Raw genomic sequence first — 15,774 nt, 5'->3', positions numbered from 1 at the left:
GGGGATGGCCGCGTCGAACGGCCGTGCTGTCGAATACCCCATCTCCATTCGCTCGTCGCCGGCAGCATCCTGAGCAGGCGCAGCAAGATACGCAATTCGGCTGCATGGGTTTTCGCGGCTCAATGTCTGAGTGACCGGAAGGCTTGTGGCATCGCCACATTCGCGATTTGATTCGGTCAGATGCCCGGTGCTACCGGTGTCTCGTCGCGCGCCCGCGCGGCATGACGAGGCAGGAACATGGCCGGCACGATGATCACCGCCGTAAGCCCGAACGCCACCCAGAACGCGAAGCCGAAGGAGTCGGCGAGCAATGGTCCGATCACCGGCATCAGTTGGGGCGGGACGGAGGTGATCTGGCCGGAACCGCCACCGCCGGAAGGCAATCCGCGCTCGGTCAGCAGTCCGGAGAGGTGTTGCGTCAGCGCGGTCACCAGCAAGGCGCTGCCGAGCGACGCACCGACCTGCTGAATGGCCGAGAGCGTGGGCGCCGCGCGGGTCACGGCGTCCCTGCCCAGTCCCGTGTAGGCGGCCGAGATGGTCGGCATCATCACCGAACCGAGGCCCATACCGCGCACGAACAAGGCCGTACAGAGCCAGACGTAGGAGGTGCCGGTGCCCACGTGTGTGAAGGGGAGCGTGCCGGTCAAGGCGAGCGCGACGCCGACGGGAACCACATAGCCGGCGCCGATACGGTCGGTGAGCCGGCCGCCGATCACCATTGCCACGACCGCGCCCAACCCCTGGGGTGCGAGCAGGAGGCCGGCGCCGAGCGGGCCCTGTCCGCGCACGGTCTGGTAGTACAGCGGGAGCAGCAGCATGCCGCCGAACAATCCGATGGCGACGAGAAAGACCGCGATGGTTCCGCTGGCGAAGAGCCGGTTGGTGAGCAGGCGGACGTCGACGATCGAGTCGGCTCCCTTGTGCAGGCTGTGCCAGGTGTAGAGGGCCAGGCCCGCGACGCCGCCGATGAGCCAGCCGAGCACACCCCACTCGGTGAATCCGCCGTGTGAGCTGGCCTCGGAAAGGCCGTAGAGCAGGCAGACGAGGCTGCCGGAGAGCAGGATCAGCCCGCGCAGGTCGAGACGTCCGTGCTCGGGCAGGGTGTCACCGTGCGGGAGCTTCCAGACCGCGAGCGCGAGGGCGAGGGCGCCGACGGGGACGTTGACGAGGAAGATCCAGTGCCAGCTCGTGTACTGGACCAGCAGGCCGCCGATCACCGGACCGAACACCGGTCCCAGCAACATGGGGACACCGAGAATGGCCATGGCCCGCCCGAGGCGTTCGGGGCCCGCGGCTCGGGTGATGATCGCCTGTCCGGCGGGCAGCAGCATGCCGCCGCCGAGGCCCTGCAGGACGCGGAAGGCGATGAGGCTTTCGATGGACCAAGCGGCCGCGCACAGAGCCGAGCCGGCCACGAACAGGCTCACCGCGGTCAGCCAGACCGGTTTGGGGCCGAACCGGTCCATCGCCCATCCGGTCACCGGGATGACCAGTGCGACCGCCAGCAGATAACCGGTCACCACCCACTGGGTTGTGGACAGGGTGGCGCCGAGTTCGGTGCTCAGCGAATCCAGGGCGACGTTCACGATGGTGGTGTCGAGAACCACCATGATCATGCCGGACACGATGACGAGCCCGGTGACGATGACGTCGCGGTCGAGTTTGCCCGACTGCTGCGCGGTGGAGGTTCCCATATCAGCTCCCTCGTGAAGGTGCCAGGACTCGACTGGGCGGCACCATCTCGGGACTACCCGTCGCGCGGCCGATCATCGCGGTGCTACCACTCGACCATCCAATCGCTGCCACGTCACCTGTCTCGAGGCCTCGTTTCGCCGGCGAGCATGGCGGCAGCGACCTGGGCGGCCGCAGCGCGACGCAGAGCGGTACCCATGCCGTCGAGGACGAGCAGTCGTGCACCGGGGATTTCGGCGGCGAGAGCCTCGCCGTTGCCGACCGGAAAGAACGGGTCGGCGCGGCCGTGCACGACGAGCGTCGGCATGTCGAGGTCACCGAGTCGGTCCCGCCAGCGCGGCGCGCAATCGATCCGTGAGAACACCATCCCGAGCTGATTGGCTTGGTGCACGGCGGGATCGTTCGATGGCGTGCGGTCCCAGATCCGGGCTGCCGTCTCCCGTGCTTCCTCCCGATGGTTGCCCATCGACTCGGCCCCCGCGGCGGCGAAGGTCGCGACGGAGTCCCGGTCTGCCCAGTCCGGCTGCGGGCGGGAGAACAGCGGGCCCAGGATCGCGAAGTCGTGGTCGGGCAGGTCGTCGTCGACCGGGCCCGGTGCCACGGGCCGGGTGCCGACGAGGGTCAGTGCGGAGAACCTGTCCGGGTGGTCCAGCGCGGCGACCTGAGCGACCATCCCACCGACACCGACTCCACCGAGGTGGGCGGTGCCGGCTCCGAGCACCTCGACCAGGGCAGCCGCGTCGGCGGCGAGATCCCGCAGGTCGTAGGCCGGATTCTCGGGGTCGAGAGTCGTCGACGCTCCGGAGTCGCGCAGGTCGTAGCGGACCACGTGCCGTCCGCCCGACGCGAGCCGCTCGCACAGCGCGTCCGGCCAGGACAACATCGTGGTGCCACCGGCCAGCAGGATCAGCGGATCATCCGGCCGGCCGAAGCTGTCGATGCCGAGAACCACACCGTTCGCTCGCGCCGACCCCATGCCCAGTCGAAACCGCCTCGTCATGCCTGAACTCCCATCCGTCGCTCTGCCCAGAGATATGGACGACGCATTCACCGGAAAGTCATCGGGCAGCCGAGATCGTGACCACTCTCGGCAGCCCCGAACGCGGCACGAGCCGGTGGCGATCCGGCGCACGGGTGTCCTCGGATATGAGCCGCGCATCGGGCGGATTGCCGATGGGACGGGGTAGCTCTGCGAATGTCTGCGCACGAGGTCATCGCTACTGCGTGACACCGGTGCCGCCCGCAGTCTGCTCGCCGCGCGACCAAGCCATCGCGCGGAGCGAAGGAACGCCGCTTCGCCGCGAAGAAGTTCGGCACCAACACACGTGTGTCGCTGTATCCCTGTTCGAAAGGCGAACGGCTACCGCGGTGATCGGGCGGGCCATCGCCCGGATCAACTTGCCGGGCGGTCCTGGGCCGGGGTGTCGATGCCGGACGCCTGCTGAAATTCGACGATGTCCCCGCCGTGGTCTCTCGCCCAGCTGGTCAGCACATCGATGGGCTCGACGAGGGTCCGGCCGAGTTCGGTGAGGCAGTACCAGACCTGGCGTGGCGCTTCGGGACGGCGTTCGACCAGACCGTACTGCTGGAGCCGGCGCAGCGTCTGGGTGAGGACCTTGCGCGAGATACCGCCACCGATGAGGGCGATGAGTTCACCGTGCCTGCGCGGCTCCCGGCTGAGCCCGAAAAGTACGAGCACAGCCCACTTGTCGGAGATGATCTCGACCGCCAGCCGGGTGGGGCAGTCGGCGAGGAAGGCCGGTCCGGCGGTGTTCTGCATGAAAGTCGAAGGTACCAGGAGGTAACCGAGGAGTCCGTAGCGTTTTGGCGGAGTAGCGAATTCAACCGGAAGCAGAGGTAAGCGCTCATGTCACGAGTCGTCGTATTCGACCAGTTCGGTGGTCCGGATGTCATGCGTATCGTCGAGGAGCCGGTCGTCGAGCCCGCGGCCGGCGAGGTGCGAGTCAGGATCGAAGCGTTCGCCGTCAACCCGCTCGACCGGATGATGCGGTCCGGTGTCTCTCCCGCGCCCGTCGCGCTGCCGCACGCTCGCATCGGTGTCGAGGGAACCGGCGTCATCGACGCGTTGGGTCCCGAGGTCACCGGTCTGGAGGTCGGCGATCCGGTTGTTCTCACGGCCGTTCCGGACGCGAGCGTCCGGGGTAGTTACGCGGAATACACCACGGTCCCCGCGAGCCGGGTCGTCGCTCGGCCGGCCGGGCTCGCAGTCGCCGAGGCGGCGGCGCTCTGGGTCGCGTACTCGACGGCCTACGGGGCGCTCATCGAGAAGGCGGGGATGCGTCCCGGTGACCATGTGCTCGTCACCGCCGCGTCCGGCGGTGTGGGCCGGGCGGCGATGCAGATCGCGAATCAGATCGGCGCCGTGCCCCTCGCCGTCACCCGGCACGCGGCGAAGAAGGACGAGCTGATCGCCGCCGGTGCTGCCTCGGTCTTCGCCACCGACGAGGTGGATATCGCCGAGGCAGTCCGCCACCACACCGGCGGGTCCGGCGCCGACATCGTCCTCGACCTCGTCCGGGGACCGGGGCAGCGCGACCTTCTGGCGGCGGTCCGTCCCGGTGCGACGCTGGTCGCGGCGGGCTTCCTGGACCCGCGGCCGACACCATTCCCGGAAGGCGTGCCGCTCACTCTGCACACCTACCAAAGTTTCGAGCACACCCTCGACGCCGTGGTGGTCAAGCGCATGGCGGCATTCTTGAATGCCGGCGTACGCCTCGGCGCCGTGCTGCCCGCCATCGATCAGGTGTTCGCCTTCGACGATGTGGTCGAGGCACACCGACACTTCGAGAAAGGAGTCCACGCCGGGAAGATCGTCGTCACGGTGTAGGTCATGTCCCGAGCCCGCGGTGAGCGCGCAGACGGACCGGAGCGCCGGTCGGTTCAGCCGGCGGGGTGGTCCGGCGGAAGCCGAGCCGCCGGTGATCGTGTGGTAACAGCGAGGAGTCTCGGCGAGGGCTTTCCGGCGGTGGCCATCGAAACGCCTGCGCCTCAATCAGTACCAGGTGCCGGGGATACCGAATCGAGCAGACGCGCACGCTCCCTGCTCGATATCTCCGTCCCGGATACCGGCTCCGCGAGTACGCACAGCAGCAGCGCCACGCCTACCGCCCCCGGGTCGGGGTGGCCGACGGCGCGCTCGCCGAGGTAACTCGCGCGACCGCGACGTGCCCGCAGGGTCGCGGTGGACAGTGCTCCGTCCACCGCGGCGCTCGCCATCGCGGCGATATCGCCATCACCACGCAGCGCCTCGACTGCCGGAGCGAGCGCGTCGACCATGGTGCGGTCACCGATGTCGGCCTCGCCGACGCGCTGGATGGCGGCGAGACCATCGCTGAGACCGGCCCCGAGGGCGTCGATGTAGGAATCCGACTGTGCCGCACGGGTTCCGAGTGATTGGAACAGTAGTCCGAACAACGGGCCGCTCGTGCCTCCGACCTCGTCGAGGAAGACCGCCCGCAACGTGTCCCACGGTGCGGGGGAGTCCGGTGCGGCGAGGCGGTCGGCGACCTCGGAGAGCCCCTCGCGTAGATTCACGCCGAAATCTCCGTCACCGGTGATCTCGTCCAGCGTTGTCAGTACGGGCTCGGCGGCGAAGAACACTTCCCGCAGACGAGCAACGGTGCTGTCGAGTGTCGTCATGGCCGCGCTGGTCATCGTGCGACATCCTTCCAGGCGGGTGCGCCGGTCGGGGCATGCCAGAGATCGATCCACCCGTCGGCGAGTTGGGTGAGGGTGATCGAAAAGCCGCTCATATCCAGTGCCGCAACGAATGTGCCGACCTGAACCGCCGAGATTTCGCGGCCGCGGGAGGTGAGTTCGCGCGCCGCGAGTTCGAGTACTGTCCAGAGCTCCGGTTCCGTCGTCGCGCCGAGCCCATTGACCAACAGCAACAACGGATTTCGATCGTCTCCGGGCAGCGATGTGAGGATATCGGTGAGCATCCGGTCGACAAGGTCCGCGAGTGGTGGCCTAATGATCGAGGTCGAGGCGCGTTCGCCGTGAATTCCCACGCCGTATTCGAGCTGATCGGGTTCGAGTTCGAAGGCGCGCGCCCCGGTGTTCGGTGACGTGAGCGCCTCGGTGGCCACCGCGATACTGCGACTGTGCTCGACGACCTCGCGGCCGAGTGCGGTCAGCGCGGTGAGGGTGTCTCCGCGGTCCGCGGCGGCGCCGAGGATCTTCTCGACGACGATCGTCGCGGCGGTCCCGCGCCGTCCCGTGGCAGTCTCGTCGGATTCGGTGGCGACGTCGTCGTCGACGAGTACCCGGCCGACCTCGATGCCATCGGCGGCGAGCCGTTCCGCGGCGATGCCGAAATTGATCTTGTCTCCGGTGTAGTTCTTGACGATGTGCAGCACCCCACCGTCCCGGGCGACGGCCTTGCTCGCCTCGTAGACCTGGCGATTGTGCGGCGAGGCGAAGATCTTGCCCGGTACGGCCGCGTCGAGCATTCCCATGCCGACGAATCCGACATGCATCGGCTCGTGGCCCGATCCGCCGCCGGAGACGAGGGCGACCCGCCGTGTCGCCGCACCGCGATCGTGGTGCACGAACAGCGGGTCGGTACTGAGCCGGACCCACGGGTTTCGGCGCACGAAACCCCGCAGCGCCACCTCGGGCCCCTCGCCTGATTCGAGTAAGAACAGTGCGGGCACAGAATCCTCCTCGTCGATCGACTGCGTGCTGCCCAGTATCACGGAGCGGAGGTGCCGGCCCGGCACGGATTCGTGATCTTCCTGGGCCGCGGGCGAAATCGACGGAAGCCGTGCCGGAACGGGCCGGTGGTTCCGCTTCGCGGAGAGCGGAATCTGCGGCGATGCTCGCCGATTACAGTGTTGCCCATGACAATCGAATATCTCCGGTACCGCATCGCCGAGCACGACGCGGCCGAATTCGAGGCCGCCTACGGGCGTGCCGCACGGTCGCTGGCGGCGGCCCCGCAGTGCGTCGACTACGAGTTGTCACGGTGCGTGGACGAACCCGAGTGCTACATCCTGCGCATTTGCTGGACCTCCGCCGAGGACCATATGAAGGGCTTCCGCGGCGGTGAGAATTTCGCGGCATTCTTCGCCGAGATCGAACCGTATGTGCAGCGTATCGAGGAGATGCGCCATTACGAACGCACCGCTGTGCGAGGTACCGGATCTTCGGTGCCGAGCATGTACGACTGGCTCGGCGGCACCGAGGCGCTGGAGCGGCTCACGGAGGTCTTCTACACCCATGTGCTGGTCGACGACCTGATCGGGCCGTTGTTCGCCGGGATGGACCCGGGTCATCCGCGCTATGTGGCGATGTGGCTTGCCGAAGTGTTCGGTGGTCCCGCCCGCTACACCGGCGAGCGCGGTGGTTACGACAACATGCTGGCGCACCATTTGGGCAAAGCCATCTCCGAGCCCCAGCGCCGGCGCTGGGTGTCGCTGCTGCTGGATGCCGCCGACGAGGTCGGCCTGCCCGGCGACCCGGAGTTCCGGGCCGCGTTCGTCGGCTATATCGAGTGGGGCACCCGCATCGCGCTGGGGAACTCCCAGCCCGACGCCGATCCGCCGCGGCATCTCCCGGTGCCTCACTGGGGCTGGGGTGTCGCCCCGCCTTACACCCCGGCCTGATCGAGACCCGCGCCCCGCTCAGCGCCAGGGAACGGTCGGCCTCGCACCCGACGCCGACTCGGCAGGTTCTTCCCGCCCACCGGACGGCGTGGACGTGATTTGTTTCCTGATGGTAATGGCCGCACCGAATATCTTGATGTTGATCAAGAAGGGCCGACGAACCACCGGCATTTGTGCCACCCGGTCGGTTGCGTGAATATCTCGAATTTACGGCTGGGGACCGTCATTCGGTATCGACTGCCCGCCGCGGAACGACGATGGATCCACGGATCGGCAACCGGGTGGTTTCCACCTACCTGCGATCAGGAAGCCGCCTTGGGCTGGGAGAGGTCCCTGATGCCGGTGATCGCCGTGATGATGTTGTCGATGGTGGAGGTGCCGCCGTCGAGGGCCGAGCTGCCGGAGTCGAGCATGGCCGAGCCCGACGATGAGCCTGCGGAACCGGAGGAGGAACCACTGTCGGCCGAACCCGAGCTCAGGGCCGAGGGGACGGGAGTGGCCGAGTCTGCCGAGGGGGCGGCAGCGGAGGCCATGGCGACCGGTCCGAGGAACAGGGCACCGGCGGAGAGGGTGGCGGCAGCGAAGACCTTGCGAGAGATCATATGCGGGGGATTCCTTTCACAGATGGATAACGACGCCATCACGGCGCGCAACCCAAGAATATGAAGGAGAAATGTGTAAATCCACTTTCGTTACTGTGTGAATGGTCACGGTTAACAACTGGCGAACCATATATTTCGCCGAGGTAGCACAATTTGATCTTGCAATTCTCCCGAATGATGAAGTGATCAAATGTCCAGAACTTTCGCCGTCGGCGCGAATTGTGGGGCGGGAGAGTCTGGTGCGGCGTAATCTACGCATAGGTGCGGCGATAGATGCCCGTGGCGGCCGTGGTATCGCGCAGAGGTGTTCGCGGTACCGGCCGCAGCTCACATCGCCCACTCGAACGTCGCCTACTCGAACAAGGAGTCATGATGGCCCTTTTCATCGACGTGCACGAACATCTGCCCGAAGGTACGACGGTGCAGGACGTGGCCGCCGCCCACGCCGCCGACCTGACGATCCAGGGAGATTACGGCGTGACGTATCAGCGCTACTGGGTCGACGAAGCGAGTCATACCGCGTTCTGCCTGGTCGATGCGCCGGACGCGGACACGGCCATCACCGTGCACCGCGAGGCGCACGGCCTCGTCCCCGACCGGATCTATCCGGTGGTCGAGGGCTCCTGATCCGCATTTCCGGGCGTCAACGCCCGAAAACGTTCACCGCGATTTCCCCGCCGAGGTGATAGCCGGCGGACAGGTGCAGGTTGTCGCCACTCCAAAATCGGCCCGGGTCATACCAATTCGGGCGCTTCTCCGGCAGCAAACCCATCGCCTGATAGGTCATGGCAACGATTTCCGCGCAATACGCGTTCTCCAGACCTGCTTCGGCCTCACGGGTTTTCGAACGCTTCGGCAGCGGGATACGGCCCCGGAACCATCGGCCCGCCAGAGCGCTCGTCGAGGGGAAGGGCATGCCGTCCAGCCGTGCGACCGTCCGCAGCGCCGCGTCCTCCATCTCGTGTGTCACGGGGCGATCCAGCTGGCGCAGCCACGCTTGCTGGCCGTAATCCTTGGTCCAGCGCAGGACCGCGGCCTGTAGGTCGTGCAGCTGGGCGCCGCGATGGTGGGTGCCCGACCAGACATCCGGTAGCGCCCGGCCGAGCTCGGCGTGCCAGATCAGAGCCGGTAGATCGTCGACGACCACCGCCATGCCGACGTGGTTGACCGGGCTGTTGGTCAGCCCCCGGATCGCGCGGTCGGCGCCGGAATGTCCACGGAACAGCCATAAATCGCCCGTCCGCGTGAGCTCCACCGCTTCATCCAAACCGATACTCGAGGGCGCTTCGCGTGGCACAGCGACTAGCCTAGGCCGTATGCGGTGGTGGAAAGTACTCGGCTTGGCAGGGGCCGCCGGTGTCGCGGCGACCGGAGCGGTCATCGTGCGGTCCGAGCGCAAACGCCGCGCCTACACCCCGGATCAGGTTCGCGACCGGCTACATGCGCGCCTGGGTGAGCAGTCCGAGTCCCTCGGCGACGGCAAGCGCTGACTCGCAACGTGAAGCGGTTGCACGCAACAGCTTCGGCGCCGTCGGTGCACAGCCGAATCTCTGTGTTCGTCAGTAGTTTCCGCCGGGCGGGTATTCGGAGAAGAACTGCTGTAGCAGCGGAGTGGCGGCGTCGAGCCCCCACCGCACGACGCCGAGTATCGCGTTGCCCGTATTGATGACCACAAATCCGATGACGTCGCGGTTCTGTTCCGCGAGTTGCTGGAGTGGCTCGATGATATTCGTGAACATGATGTGTCCTTCGCATCCGGGTGGATGGATACGTCCAGGCTAAAACAGCGATCACCCGGTTACCAGGGCTTTCACCGACCGCCCATACCCGACATCGCGATACCCCGCACGAACGATTTCTGCGCGAACGCGTAGATCAGCAGCATCGGCGCGACCATGAGGATGGACGTTGCCATCAGGATCGGCCAGTTGGTTTCGTACTGGCCCTGCAGGCGTACCAAACCCAGTGTCAGCGTGGAGATCTCGTCTCGCTGGATCATCACCAGCGGCCACAGGAAGTCGTTCCATACCGTCACCCAGGTGAGTACCGCGAGCACCATCACCGCCGGGCGGGCGTGGGGGAGAAGGACGCGCCAGTACGTCTGCCAGATCGAGCAGCCGTCGAGGATGGCCGCCTCCTCCAATTCGGCCGGCAGCGTGAGGAAGAATTGGCGCATCAAATAGGTGCCGAACGCGCTGCCGAACAAGCCCGGCACGATCATGGCCAGGGGACTGTCCACCCATCCGAAGGTGCGCATGAGGATGAACTGGGGGATGACCGTGACGGTCGTCGGCACCATCAGGGTCGCGAGGTAGGCGACGAACAGGATGTCGCGGCCCTTGAACGGCAAGCGGGCGAAGGCATAGCCGGCCAGCGAGCAGAAGAACACCTGGCCCGCGGTGACGCAGCCGGCGTAGAGGACGGTGTTGAAGAAGATGCGCCCGAACGGCATCAGGTCGAAGATGTCGCGGTAGTTCGACCAGGCCAGGCGCGCCGGGACGATGCTGGTGTCGGAAATGTTGCCCTGCTTCTTCAGCGAACTCGACAGCGCCCACAGCAGCGGAAACAGTGCGCACCAAGCCATCACGACGAGCGCCAGGTACAGCAGCATTCCGCGCCCGGTGCGGCGTAGAACGGCACGATTCGCGGTCGCTGTCGCCACTAGGACTCGCTTTCGTAGGCGCCGCCGCGGGTGAGTCGCAGTTGGAGCAGTGTCAAAGCCAGCAGGATCGCGAAGATCACCCAGGCGAGTGCGCAGGCGTAGCCGATGTCGTCGAAGGAGAAAGCGTTCTGGTACAGCATGATTCCGAGCACGTAGGTGCCGGTTTCGGGACCGCCCTTGCCGCCGGTGAGGACGTACGCCTGATCGAACACCTGGATCGAGTTGATGAACGTGATGACGAAGGAGAACACCAGCGCGGGCCGGATCAGCGGCACGGTGATCGAGCGGAACCGGCGCACCGCTCCGGCACCGTCGATCCGGGCGGCCTCGTAGACGTCGGTCGGTATGCCCTGCATGGCGGCGAGCAGGACGATGGTGGCGAAGGGCACGCTCTTCCACACACTGACCAGGCACAGCGAGACCATCGACCACGTGGGATCGGTGAGCCACGGGACCGGACCGAGGCCGATCCAGCCGAGGGCGGTGTTGAGCACCCCGTAGTCGGTGCTGAATGTGAGTCGCCACACCACGGCCATCGCGACCGTGGAAGCGACCAACGGCATGAACATGATGCTGCGGAAGATGCCGATGCCCGCGAGTTTCCGATTGAGGGCCGCGGCGACGACGAGACCGATGGCGATGGTCGGAATCAGCGTGCCGGCGGTGAAGATCGCCGTGTTGCGCAGGGCCACCCAGAACAGCGGGTCGTGCGCGAAGAGCCGGCGGAAGTTGCCGAAGCCGATGAATGTCGGCGAACTGAACAGATCCCATCGGTGCAGGCTCAGGTACAGCGTGAACACCAACGGGAATGCCATGAACACCGCCACCGCGATGAGGTTGGGCGCGATGAACATTCGCCCGGCGGCAGCCCTGTGCCGGCGCAGCGCGGAACGCCGTGGTTTGCCGAGTGTCGTCATAGCAGCACCCGGTCGGCGCGGTAAGCCGCTGCGCGATGGTCGCTCACTGTGCCTCCAAAAGATCGTTGATCTGCCCGGCGAGGCCCTGCTTGAACCATTCCGCGGAGGCGGCGCCGCGGAACACGTGGTCGTATCCCTGTTCGATGACCGCGTCGACGCGGGGCCACGCGGGCGTGACCGGCAGGTTGTTGGCGTGCTCGCCGCCGTGGAACACCTCGAGGTTGTGCACCCTCGTATGAGCCTGCGCGAATCCGTCGGAGGTGAGCGCCGATTTCAGTGCGGGTACGAACAGCCCCGACTTCGCGATGACCGCCTGACCGACGGGACCGGTGGCGAATTTGACGAATTCCCAGGCCTGTTCCTTGCGCGGGCTGTCGGCCGCGATGGACAGGCCGGTGGTGCCGATATCGGAGCGCGCGGCGGTACCGTGCGGGCCGACCGGCAGCACCGTGACGTCGAAGTCGAGGTCTTGCTGACCGGTGTAGGCGCTGTACATCCAGTGCCCGGACAATGCCATCGCGGCCTTGCCCTGGGCGAACATATCCGACGACGAGAGCGATTGCTGGAATTCGATTTTCGGCATCACCTCGTGCCGGGTCGACAGCTCGGTGTAGAACTGCACGCCCTCGATGAAGGCGTCGTTGTCGATATTGGTGCGGGTCGGGTCGATGGACGGAGTGAACCACTCCACGCCGTTGTTCATGCCGAAGCAACTGGCGGAGTAGTAGACGGTCCAGGGATCCACGAATCCCCATTGGGTGACGTCGCCGGAGCTGTCGCGTTTGGTCAGCGCCTGTGCGGCGTCGAGGAATTCGTCGAAACTCCAGGCGTCCTCCCAGCGTGCGGGCGGCGGTGGGAGCTTGGCGTCGGCGAACAGTTTCTTGTTGTAGTACAGAAAGATTCCGGCCCACTGCTCGGGTAGTGCGTGCTGAGCGTTCTTGTAGCGGAATGTGTTGTACAGGGCCGATGAGCTGTCGTTCTTCAGCTCGGCCGCGTACGCCGGATCCTTGTCGAGGATCGTGTCGAGGTTTTCGAAGATGCCGCGTTCGGCGAGGAAGGAATAGGAGAGGTCCCACGACATCAGCACGTCCGGGCACTTACCGCCCGCGCAGTAGGTGAGGATCTGGGTCTGCGGATCCGGACCGGACATCTGGGTCCGGATCTTGATGTCCGGATGCAGCTTGCGGAACTCGTCGATGATCGTCAGCCGGACCTTCGCCTCATCGGGTTTGGCCTGGAAGAAGAAGGTGAGCGCATCGTCGTCGTGGTCACCGCAGCCGATCATCGAGGACGTCGCCGCTGCCGTTCCGGCCGCCGCGGCACCGCGCAGGAGTGTGCGCCGGTCGAACCTCCGAGACGATGCCACCCACGCCCCCGTTCGGTTACAGCAAGCGAATTTCTTTGCCGACGAACGTAATACCGCAGAGGCCTCTCCGTCCGGAAAACACACGAGAGACCGATCGAACGCATTTCTGCCTCGTGACCGAGTCGGACCGGCCGCGAAGACGGGACCCGCTGGTCGGAAACCGATCCACCCCTCGACGCCGGCGCGCGGCATACTGGAGACACAGCCCCGACTACGGGAGTATCGAGATGGCAACCAACGGGCCTTTCGGGATCGATCCGGAGGAATTCGAGCGCGCTCTGCGCGAGGCGGAAATCGAGGTTCGCGACCTGCTCGGAAAGGCCGCCGGCTACCTCGACCGCACCACCGTGAATTCGCTGACGTCGCTGTTCGGTCAGTTCGTTCAGCCGGATCGCACGCGATCGCCGGAACCGGACGACGCGACGACCGGGGAGACCGGTAGCGGGGTGTGGGCCATCTACAGCGTCGAAGACGGCGGTGAGGCCCGAGTCGAGCAGGTTTTCCCGACCGAACTCGAGGCCCTGCGCGCGCACCGCGACAACACCGACGAACGCCGTAAGGTGCGATTCCTGCCCTACGGCGTCCCCACGAGCGTGCTCGACCAGACCTGACGGCGTACCCGAGCGGCATCGCCCTAGGTCGGCGTCGTTTCCTCAGTGCGGCGTCGCTGCCGCATTCTCGTTCGCCAAGGCGAGGGCTTGGGGATCCTCGTCAGGTTGGCCGGTGCCGGTGGTGATCAGCTCGCGCAGGCTTTTGTCGATGTAGAACGACCAGCCCTTGCGGCAGGCGTCGAAGCATTCGAACGCGGGGGTGAGACCGATGTGGGTGAAGCGGAGTTCGGTGGTGCCGGCGCCGGGGGGGATCTCGAATCGGATTTCGGTGCCGTTCCATTCGGTCTGGTCGTCGACGAGGGTGAGCCGGGCATCGAGGACACGCCAGACGACGCGGTGGTGGGGGACGACCTCGGTGATCTCGATGGTGGCGCGATGTACGCCCGGAACCTCGTACGTGAAGACGTCTCCGGGCTTTTCGCTGCCTCCCGTGAGCGTTGTCGACCACCAGCCGCGTCCGTCGAGTACGGTTTCGGGGGGCCGGTCGACGGCGAAGGTCGTCGAGAAATTCTGCTCGGTCATGGGTTCTCCCTGAAGGGTGGGTGGATCGGCCTCGACATTCAACCGATGGGTTGACAGTAGGCAGGCGGAGACGGAATAGTCAACCATGTGGTTGAGAATTCCTCGGAACAGCTCGACGTGGTGTTCCACGCGCTGTCGGACTCCACGCGCCGCTCGATGCTGCGCACCCTGGCGCGGCGCCAGTGCAGCGTGGGTGAGCTCGCGGCTCCGTTCGACATCTCGCTCGCGGCCGCGTCCAAGCACATCAAGGTGCTCGAGCGGGCCGGGCTGGTGCGACGCAGCGTGCACGGGCGCACACATCTGTGCCGGCTCGATCCGCGCCCGCTGCGAGAGTGCGCCGAATGGGTGAACTTCTACGAGCGGTTCTGGGGCGAGAGTCTCGATGCCCTGGAAGCCGCACTGCTACAGGAGGATTCGCGGGATGAGTGAGTACGGCAAGGTCGTCGCGCCGGGCACGGTTCGCATCGAACGATTACTGCCCGGACCGATCGAACGGGTCTGGGCCTACCTGACCGACGTCGACAAGCGCGCGACCTGGCTGGCCGGCGGGCTGCTCGAACAGGTCACCGGCGGCCGCGTCGAACACATCTTCCGGATCCACGAACTCACCGGCGAGGGCGATCCCGCCGAGGTGGCCGACCGCAGGCACGGTGAGGTGCTCGAATGGGACCCACCGCATCGGCTGCGCCACACCTGGAGCACCGGCGGCGGCCTCGCCGACTCGGACGTGACCTTCGCACTCGAGCCGGTCGCCGACAAGGTCCGGCTGACCGTCACCCACCGCCGGATCCCGACTCGCGGCGAAATGCTCGATATCGCCGCGGGCTGGCACACCCACCTGGACATCCTGCGAGCCAGGCTCGCGACATCTCCACACGATATGTTCTGGCCGAAGTTCAATTCCCTTCGCGCAGGATACGAATCACTGTTTGCTCCGGAATCGTCGGACCGTGGCTGAATCTCGCCGACCGCCCGACATCATGCGCGAGGAAGAGGTCGTGACCCGACGAACGAGCCACCCCCGGCTGTGCCACGAGGCCGTAACCACCTTTGTCGCAACCCATGTGGTGCGAGCGAACCGGTCGAGCGGTGGCGCACCGTCGAGCTGGTTTCGTACCGGCGCGCCCAGTGAGGAACTGAACGGCGTGCTCCGGGTGGGCGATGCGAGCCCGCACGAGATCGAGCGGTTGCGAACGCTGGTCGACGGCGTGCCCGCAAGCTGGCATGTCTGGCGAGACGTCGATTCGCCGGAGATCCCGCACCTTCTGCGGCGGAAGGGCCTGGAACTGTTCGAAACCGAACCGCTGATGATGCTCGCCGATCCGGGCCGAGTCATACACGGGGAACGCGAAGAGCCGGTGCGGATCGAGGCCGTGACCGATGACCCCGGCCTCGCCGAGTGGGCGGGACTCTGGTCGGGTGCGACCGCCACCGCGGCCCTCGTGGCCGGCCTGCGCCAGGGTATGGATTGCGGCTCCACCCGCTACCTGCTCTGGCGTGAAGGCGGCGAGGTGCTCGGCTGCGCCGCGGTCGTGAGCTGCGCCGCGGGCGCGTCGCTCGAGCACATCGTGACGCGAGCCGATCGTCGCGGACTGGGCATCGGAAGCGCGCTGACGCGGCACGCTCTGGTCCTGGCGCTCGAATCCGGTGCTCGCCGGGTCGTCCTCACCGCCTCGCCGGACGGTGAAGGGATCTATCGACGCCTCGGCTTCGTCACCGTCGGACATGTCGAGCGTTATGCGTGATCGGCGATCCGGCCGGGACCTGGGCGTGGC

Annotated in this window: 20 protein-coding genes; 8 read left to right on the top strand and 12 right to left on the bottom strand. The window is 66.4% G+C overall.

Going from position 1 to position 15,774, the window contains the following annotated elements:
• Positions 1-176 precede the first annotated feature (176 nt).
• From NMI01S_RS30080 to NMI01S_RS30070, 3 genes are all read right to left on the bottom strand, one after another.
• Positions 177-1,694 carry a DHA2 family efflux MFS transporter permease subunit gene (locus NMI01S_RS30080; protein ID WP_063002084.1) on the bottom strand — a complete coding sequence of 506 codons (1,518 nt, stop codon included), beginning with the start codon at positions 1,692-1,694 and terminating at the stop codon, positions 177-179.
• A 113-nt stretch (positions 1,695-1,807) separates the two neighbouring features.
• Positions 1,808-2,668 (bottom strand): alpha/beta fold hydrolase, encoded by an 861-nt coding sequence (locus NMI01S_RS30075; protein ID WP_063002082.1) that lies wholly within the window; start codon positions 2,666-2,668, stop codon positions 1,808-1,810.
• Between the two features lie 417 nt (positions 2,669-3,085).
• A complete protein-coding gene (locus NMI01S_RS30070) occupies positions 3,086-3,472 on the bottom strand; it encodes a winged helix-turn-helix transcriptional regulator (RefSeq protein ID WP_063002080.1) in 387 nt (128 codons plus the stop codon).
• Positions 3,473-3,559: 87 nt separating this feature from the next.
• On the opposite strand from NMI01S_RS30070, the gene NMI01S_RS30065 reads away from it, so the two are divergent.
• The gene (locus tag NMI01S_RS30065) at positions 3,560-4,540 is read left to right on the top strand and encodes a zinc-dependent alcohol dehydrogenase family protein (protein WP_063002078.1); all 981 of its coding nucleotides are present in this window, start codon (positions 3,560-3,562) and stop codon (positions 4,538-4,540) included.
• Between the two features lie 161 nt (positions 4,541-4,701).
• Here the strand turns inward: NMI01S_RS30065 and dhaL are convergent, their stop codons facing one another.
• Positions 4,702-5,367 carry a dihydroxyacetone kinase subunit DhaL gene (gene dhaL, locus NMI01S_RS30060; RefSeq protein WP_157126440.1) on the bottom strand — a complete coding sequence of 222 codons (666 nt, stop codon included), beginning with the start codon at positions 5,365-5,367 and terminating at the stop codon, positions 4,702-4,704.
• Positions 5,364-6,368 carry a dihydroxyacetone kinase subunit DhaK gene (locus NMI01S_RS30055; RefSeq protein WP_063002144.1) on the bottom strand — a complete coding sequence of 335 codons (1,005 nt, stop codon included), beginning with the start codon at positions 6,366-6,368 and terminating at the stop codon, positions 5,364-5,366. Before NMI01S_RS30055 ends, dhaL begins: the two co-directional genes overlap by 4 nt.
• A gap of 186 nt (positions 6,369-6,554) precedes the next feature.
• On the opposite strand from NMI01S_RS30055, the gene NMI01S_RS30050 reads away from it, so the two are divergent.
• Positions 6,555-7,319 (top strand): group II truncated hemoglobin, encoded by a 765-nt coding sequence (locus NMI01S_RS30050; protein ID WP_063002076.1) that lies wholly within the window; start codon positions 6,555-6,557, stop codon positions 7,317-7,319.
• A gap of 302 nt (positions 7,320-7,621) precedes the next feature.
• Here NMI01S_RS30050 and NMI01S_RS35575 read toward each other — a convergent pair whose 3' ends face one another.
• A complete protein-coding gene (locus NMI01S_RS35575; RefSeq protein WP_174554584.1) occupies positions 7,622-7,921 on the bottom strand; it encodes a hypothetical protein in 300 nt (99 codons plus the stop codon).
• Positions 7,922-8,290: 369 nt separating this feature from the next.
• Between NMI01S_RS35575 and NMI01S_RS30040 the strand changes: the two genes are divergently transcribed.
• Positions 8,291-8,548, top strand: a complete 258-nt coding sequence (locus NMI01S_RS30040; protein WP_218021155.1) for a DUF4242 domain-containing protein — start codon at positions 8,291-8,293, stop codon at positions 8,546-8,548.
• A gap of 16 nt (positions 8,549-8,564) precedes the next feature.
• Here NMI01S_RS30040 and NMI01S_RS30035 read toward each other — a convergent pair whose 3' ends face one another.
• A complete protein-coding gene (locus NMI01S_RS30035) occupies positions 8,565-9,218 on the bottom strand; it encodes a hypothetical protein (protein ID WP_174554583.1) in 654 nt (217 codons plus the stop codon).
• Between the two features lie 19 nt (positions 9,219-9,237).
• Between NMI01S_RS30035 and NMI01S_RS35455 the strand changes: the two genes are divergently transcribed.
• Positions 9,238-9,411, top strand: coding sequence for a hypothetical protein (locus NMI01S_RS35455; protein WP_167669962.1), 174 nt, complete (start codon positions 9,238-9,240; stop codon positions 9,409-9,411).
• A 69-nt stretch (positions 9,412-9,480) separates the two neighbouring features.
• Here the strand turns inward: NMI01S_RS35455 and NMI01S_RS30030 are convergent, their stop codons facing one another.
• The 4 genes from NMI01S_RS30030 to NMI01S_RS30015 all read right to left on the bottom strand — a co-directional run bounded on the left by NMI01S_RS30030 (position 9,481) and on the right by NMI01S_RS30015 (position 12,866).
• Positions 9,481-9,660 carry a hypothetical protein gene (locus NMI01S_RS30030; RefSeq protein WP_063002072.1) on the bottom strand — a complete coding sequence of 60 codons (180 nt, stop codon included), beginning with the start codon at positions 9,658-9,660 and terminating at the stop codon, positions 9,481-9,483.
• Positions 9,661-9,731: 71 nt separating this feature from the next.
• Positions 9,732-10,532 (bottom strand): carbohydrate ABC transporter permease, encoded by an 801-nt coding sequence (locus NMI01S_RS30025; protein ID WP_063002140.1) that lies wholly within the window; start codon positions 10,530-10,532, stop codon positions 9,732-9,734.
• 50 nt (positions 10,533-10,582) lie between these two features.
• Positions 10,583-11,500 (bottom strand): carbohydrate ABC transporter permease, encoded by a 918-nt coding sequence (locus NMI01S_RS30020; protein WP_218021154.1) that lies wholly within the window; start codon positions 11,498-11,500, stop codon positions 10,583-10,585.
• A gap of 43 nt (positions 11,501-11,543) precedes the next feature.
• Positions 11,544-12,866: an ABC transporter substrate-binding protein gene (locus NMI01S_RS30015; RefSeq protein ID WP_063002067.1), complete on the bottom strand. Its 1,323-nt coding sequence runs from the start codon at positions 12,864-12,866 to the stop codon at positions 11,544-11,546.
• 227 nt (positions 12,867-13,093) lie between these two features.
• On the opposite strand from NMI01S_RS30015, the gene NMI01S_RS30010 reads away from it, so the two are divergent.
• Positions 13,094-13,477 (top strand): Rv0313 family protein, encoded by a 384-nt coding sequence (locus NMI01S_RS30010; protein ID WP_063002065.1) that lies wholly within the window; start codon positions 13,094-13,096, stop codon positions 13,475-13,477.
• A gap of 42 nt (positions 13,478-13,519) precedes the next feature.
• Here NMI01S_RS30010 and NMI01S_RS30005 read toward each other — a convergent pair whose 3' ends face one another.
• Positions 13,520-13,999 (bottom strand): SRPBCC family protein, encoded by a 480-nt coding sequence (locus NMI01S_RS30005; protein ID WP_063002063.1) that lies wholly within the window; start codon positions 13,997-13,999, stop codon positions 13,520-13,522.
• A gap of 87 nt (positions 14,000-14,086) precedes the next feature.
• Between NMI01S_RS30005 and NMI01S_RS30000 the strand changes: the two genes are divergently transcribed.
• From NMI01S_RS30000 to NMI01S_RS29990, 3 genes are read left to right on the top strand one after another with little or no spacing between them, the layout of a single operon-like run.
• On the top strand, positions 14,087-14,428 hold the full coding sequence (locus tag NMI01S_RS30000) for an ArsR/SmtB family transcription factor (RefSeq protein ID WP_063002062.1): 342 nt from the start codon (positions 14,087-14,089) through the stop codon (positions 14,426-14,428).
• On the top strand, positions 14,421-14,957 hold the full coding sequence (locus NMI01S_RS29995; RefSeq protein ID WP_063002059.1) for an SRPBCC family protein: 537 nt from the start codon (positions 14,421-14,423) through the stop codon (positions 14,955-14,957). The genes NMI01S_RS30000 and NMI01S_RS29995 overlap by 8 nt, the downstream gene beginning before the upstream one ends.
• Before the next feature lie 40 nt (positions 14,958-14,997).
• Entirely contained in the window at positions 14,998-15,744 is a 747-nt protein-coding gene (locus NMI01S_RS29990) for a GNAT family N-acetyltransferase (protein WP_167669961.1), read from the top strand.
• Positions 15,745-15,774: the final 30 nt, after the last annotated feature.

The organism is Nocardia mikamii NBRC 108933, assembly GCF_001613505.1.
Classification (GTDB): Bacteria; Actinomycetota; Actinomycetes; order Mycobacteriales; family Mycobacteriaceae; genus Nocardia; species Nocardia mikamii.
Note: the sequence above shows the minus strand (reverse complement) of the source record. Positions and strands in the feature narration are given on the sequence as shown.

Bases quoted from the DNA above. Each gene is read 5' to 3' on its own strand.
- NMI01S_RS30080 (WP_063002084.1), bottom strand. From the start codon at position 1,694: ATGGGAACCTCCACCGCGCAGCAGTCGGGCAAACTCGACCGCGACGTC.
- NMI01S_RS30075 (WP_063002082.1), bottom strand. From the start codon at position 2,668: ATGGGGTCGGCGCGAGCGAACGGTGTGGTTCTCGGCATCGACAGCTTC.
- NMI01S_RS30070 (WP_063002080.1), bottom strand. From the start codon at position 3,472: ATGCAGAACACCGCCGGACCGGCCTTCCTCGCCGACTGCCCCACCCGG.
- NMI01S_RS30065 (WP_063002078.1), top strand. From the start codon at position 3,560: ATGTCACGAGTCGTCGTATTCGACCAGTTCGGTGGTCCGGATGTCATG.
- dhaL (WP_157126440.1), bottom strand. From the start codon at position 5,367: ATGACCAGCGCGGCCATGACGACACTCGACAGCACCGTTGCTCGTCTG.
- NMI01S_RS30050 (WP_063002076.1), top strand. From the start codon at position 6,555: ATGACAATCGAATATCTCCGGTACCGCATCGCCGAGCACGACGCGGCC.
- NMI01S_RS35575 (WP_174554584.1), bottom strand. From the start codon at position 7,921: ATGATCTCTCGCAAGGTCTTCGCTGCCGCCACCCTCTCCGCCGGTGCC.
- NMI01S_RS30040 (WP_218021155.1), top strand. From the start codon at position 8,291: ATGATGGCCCTTTTCATCGACGTGCACGAACATCTGCCCGAAGGTACG.
- NMI01S_RS35455 (WP_167669962.1), top strand. From the start codon at position 9,238: ATGCGGTGGTGGAAAGTACTCGGCTTGGCAGGGGCCGCCGGTGTCGCG.
- NMI01S_RS30030 (WP_063002072.1), bottom strand. From the start codon at position 9,660: ATGTTCACGAATATCATCGAGCCACTCCAGCAACTCGCGGAACAGAAC.
- NMI01S_RS30025 (WP_063002140.1), bottom strand. From the start codon at position 10,532: ATGCTGCTGTACCTGGCGCTCGTCGTGATGGCTTGGTGCGCACTGTTT.
- NMI01S_RS30020 (WP_218021154.1), bottom strand. From the start codon at position 11,500: ATGACGACACTCGGCAAACCACGGCGTTCCGCGCTGCGCCGGCACAGG.
- NMI01S_RS30010 (WP_063002065.1), top strand. From the start codon at position 13,094: ATGGCAACCAACGGGCCTTTCGGGATCGATCCGGAGGAATTCGAGCGC.
- NMI01S_RS30005 (WP_063002063.1), bottom strand. From the start codon at position 13,999: ATGACCGAGCAGAATTTCTCGACGACCTTCGCCGTCGACCGGCCCCCC.
- NMI01S_RS29995 (WP_063002059.1), top strand. From the start codon at position 14,421: ATGAGTGAGTACGGCAAGGTCGTCGCGCCGGGCACGGTTCGCATCGAA.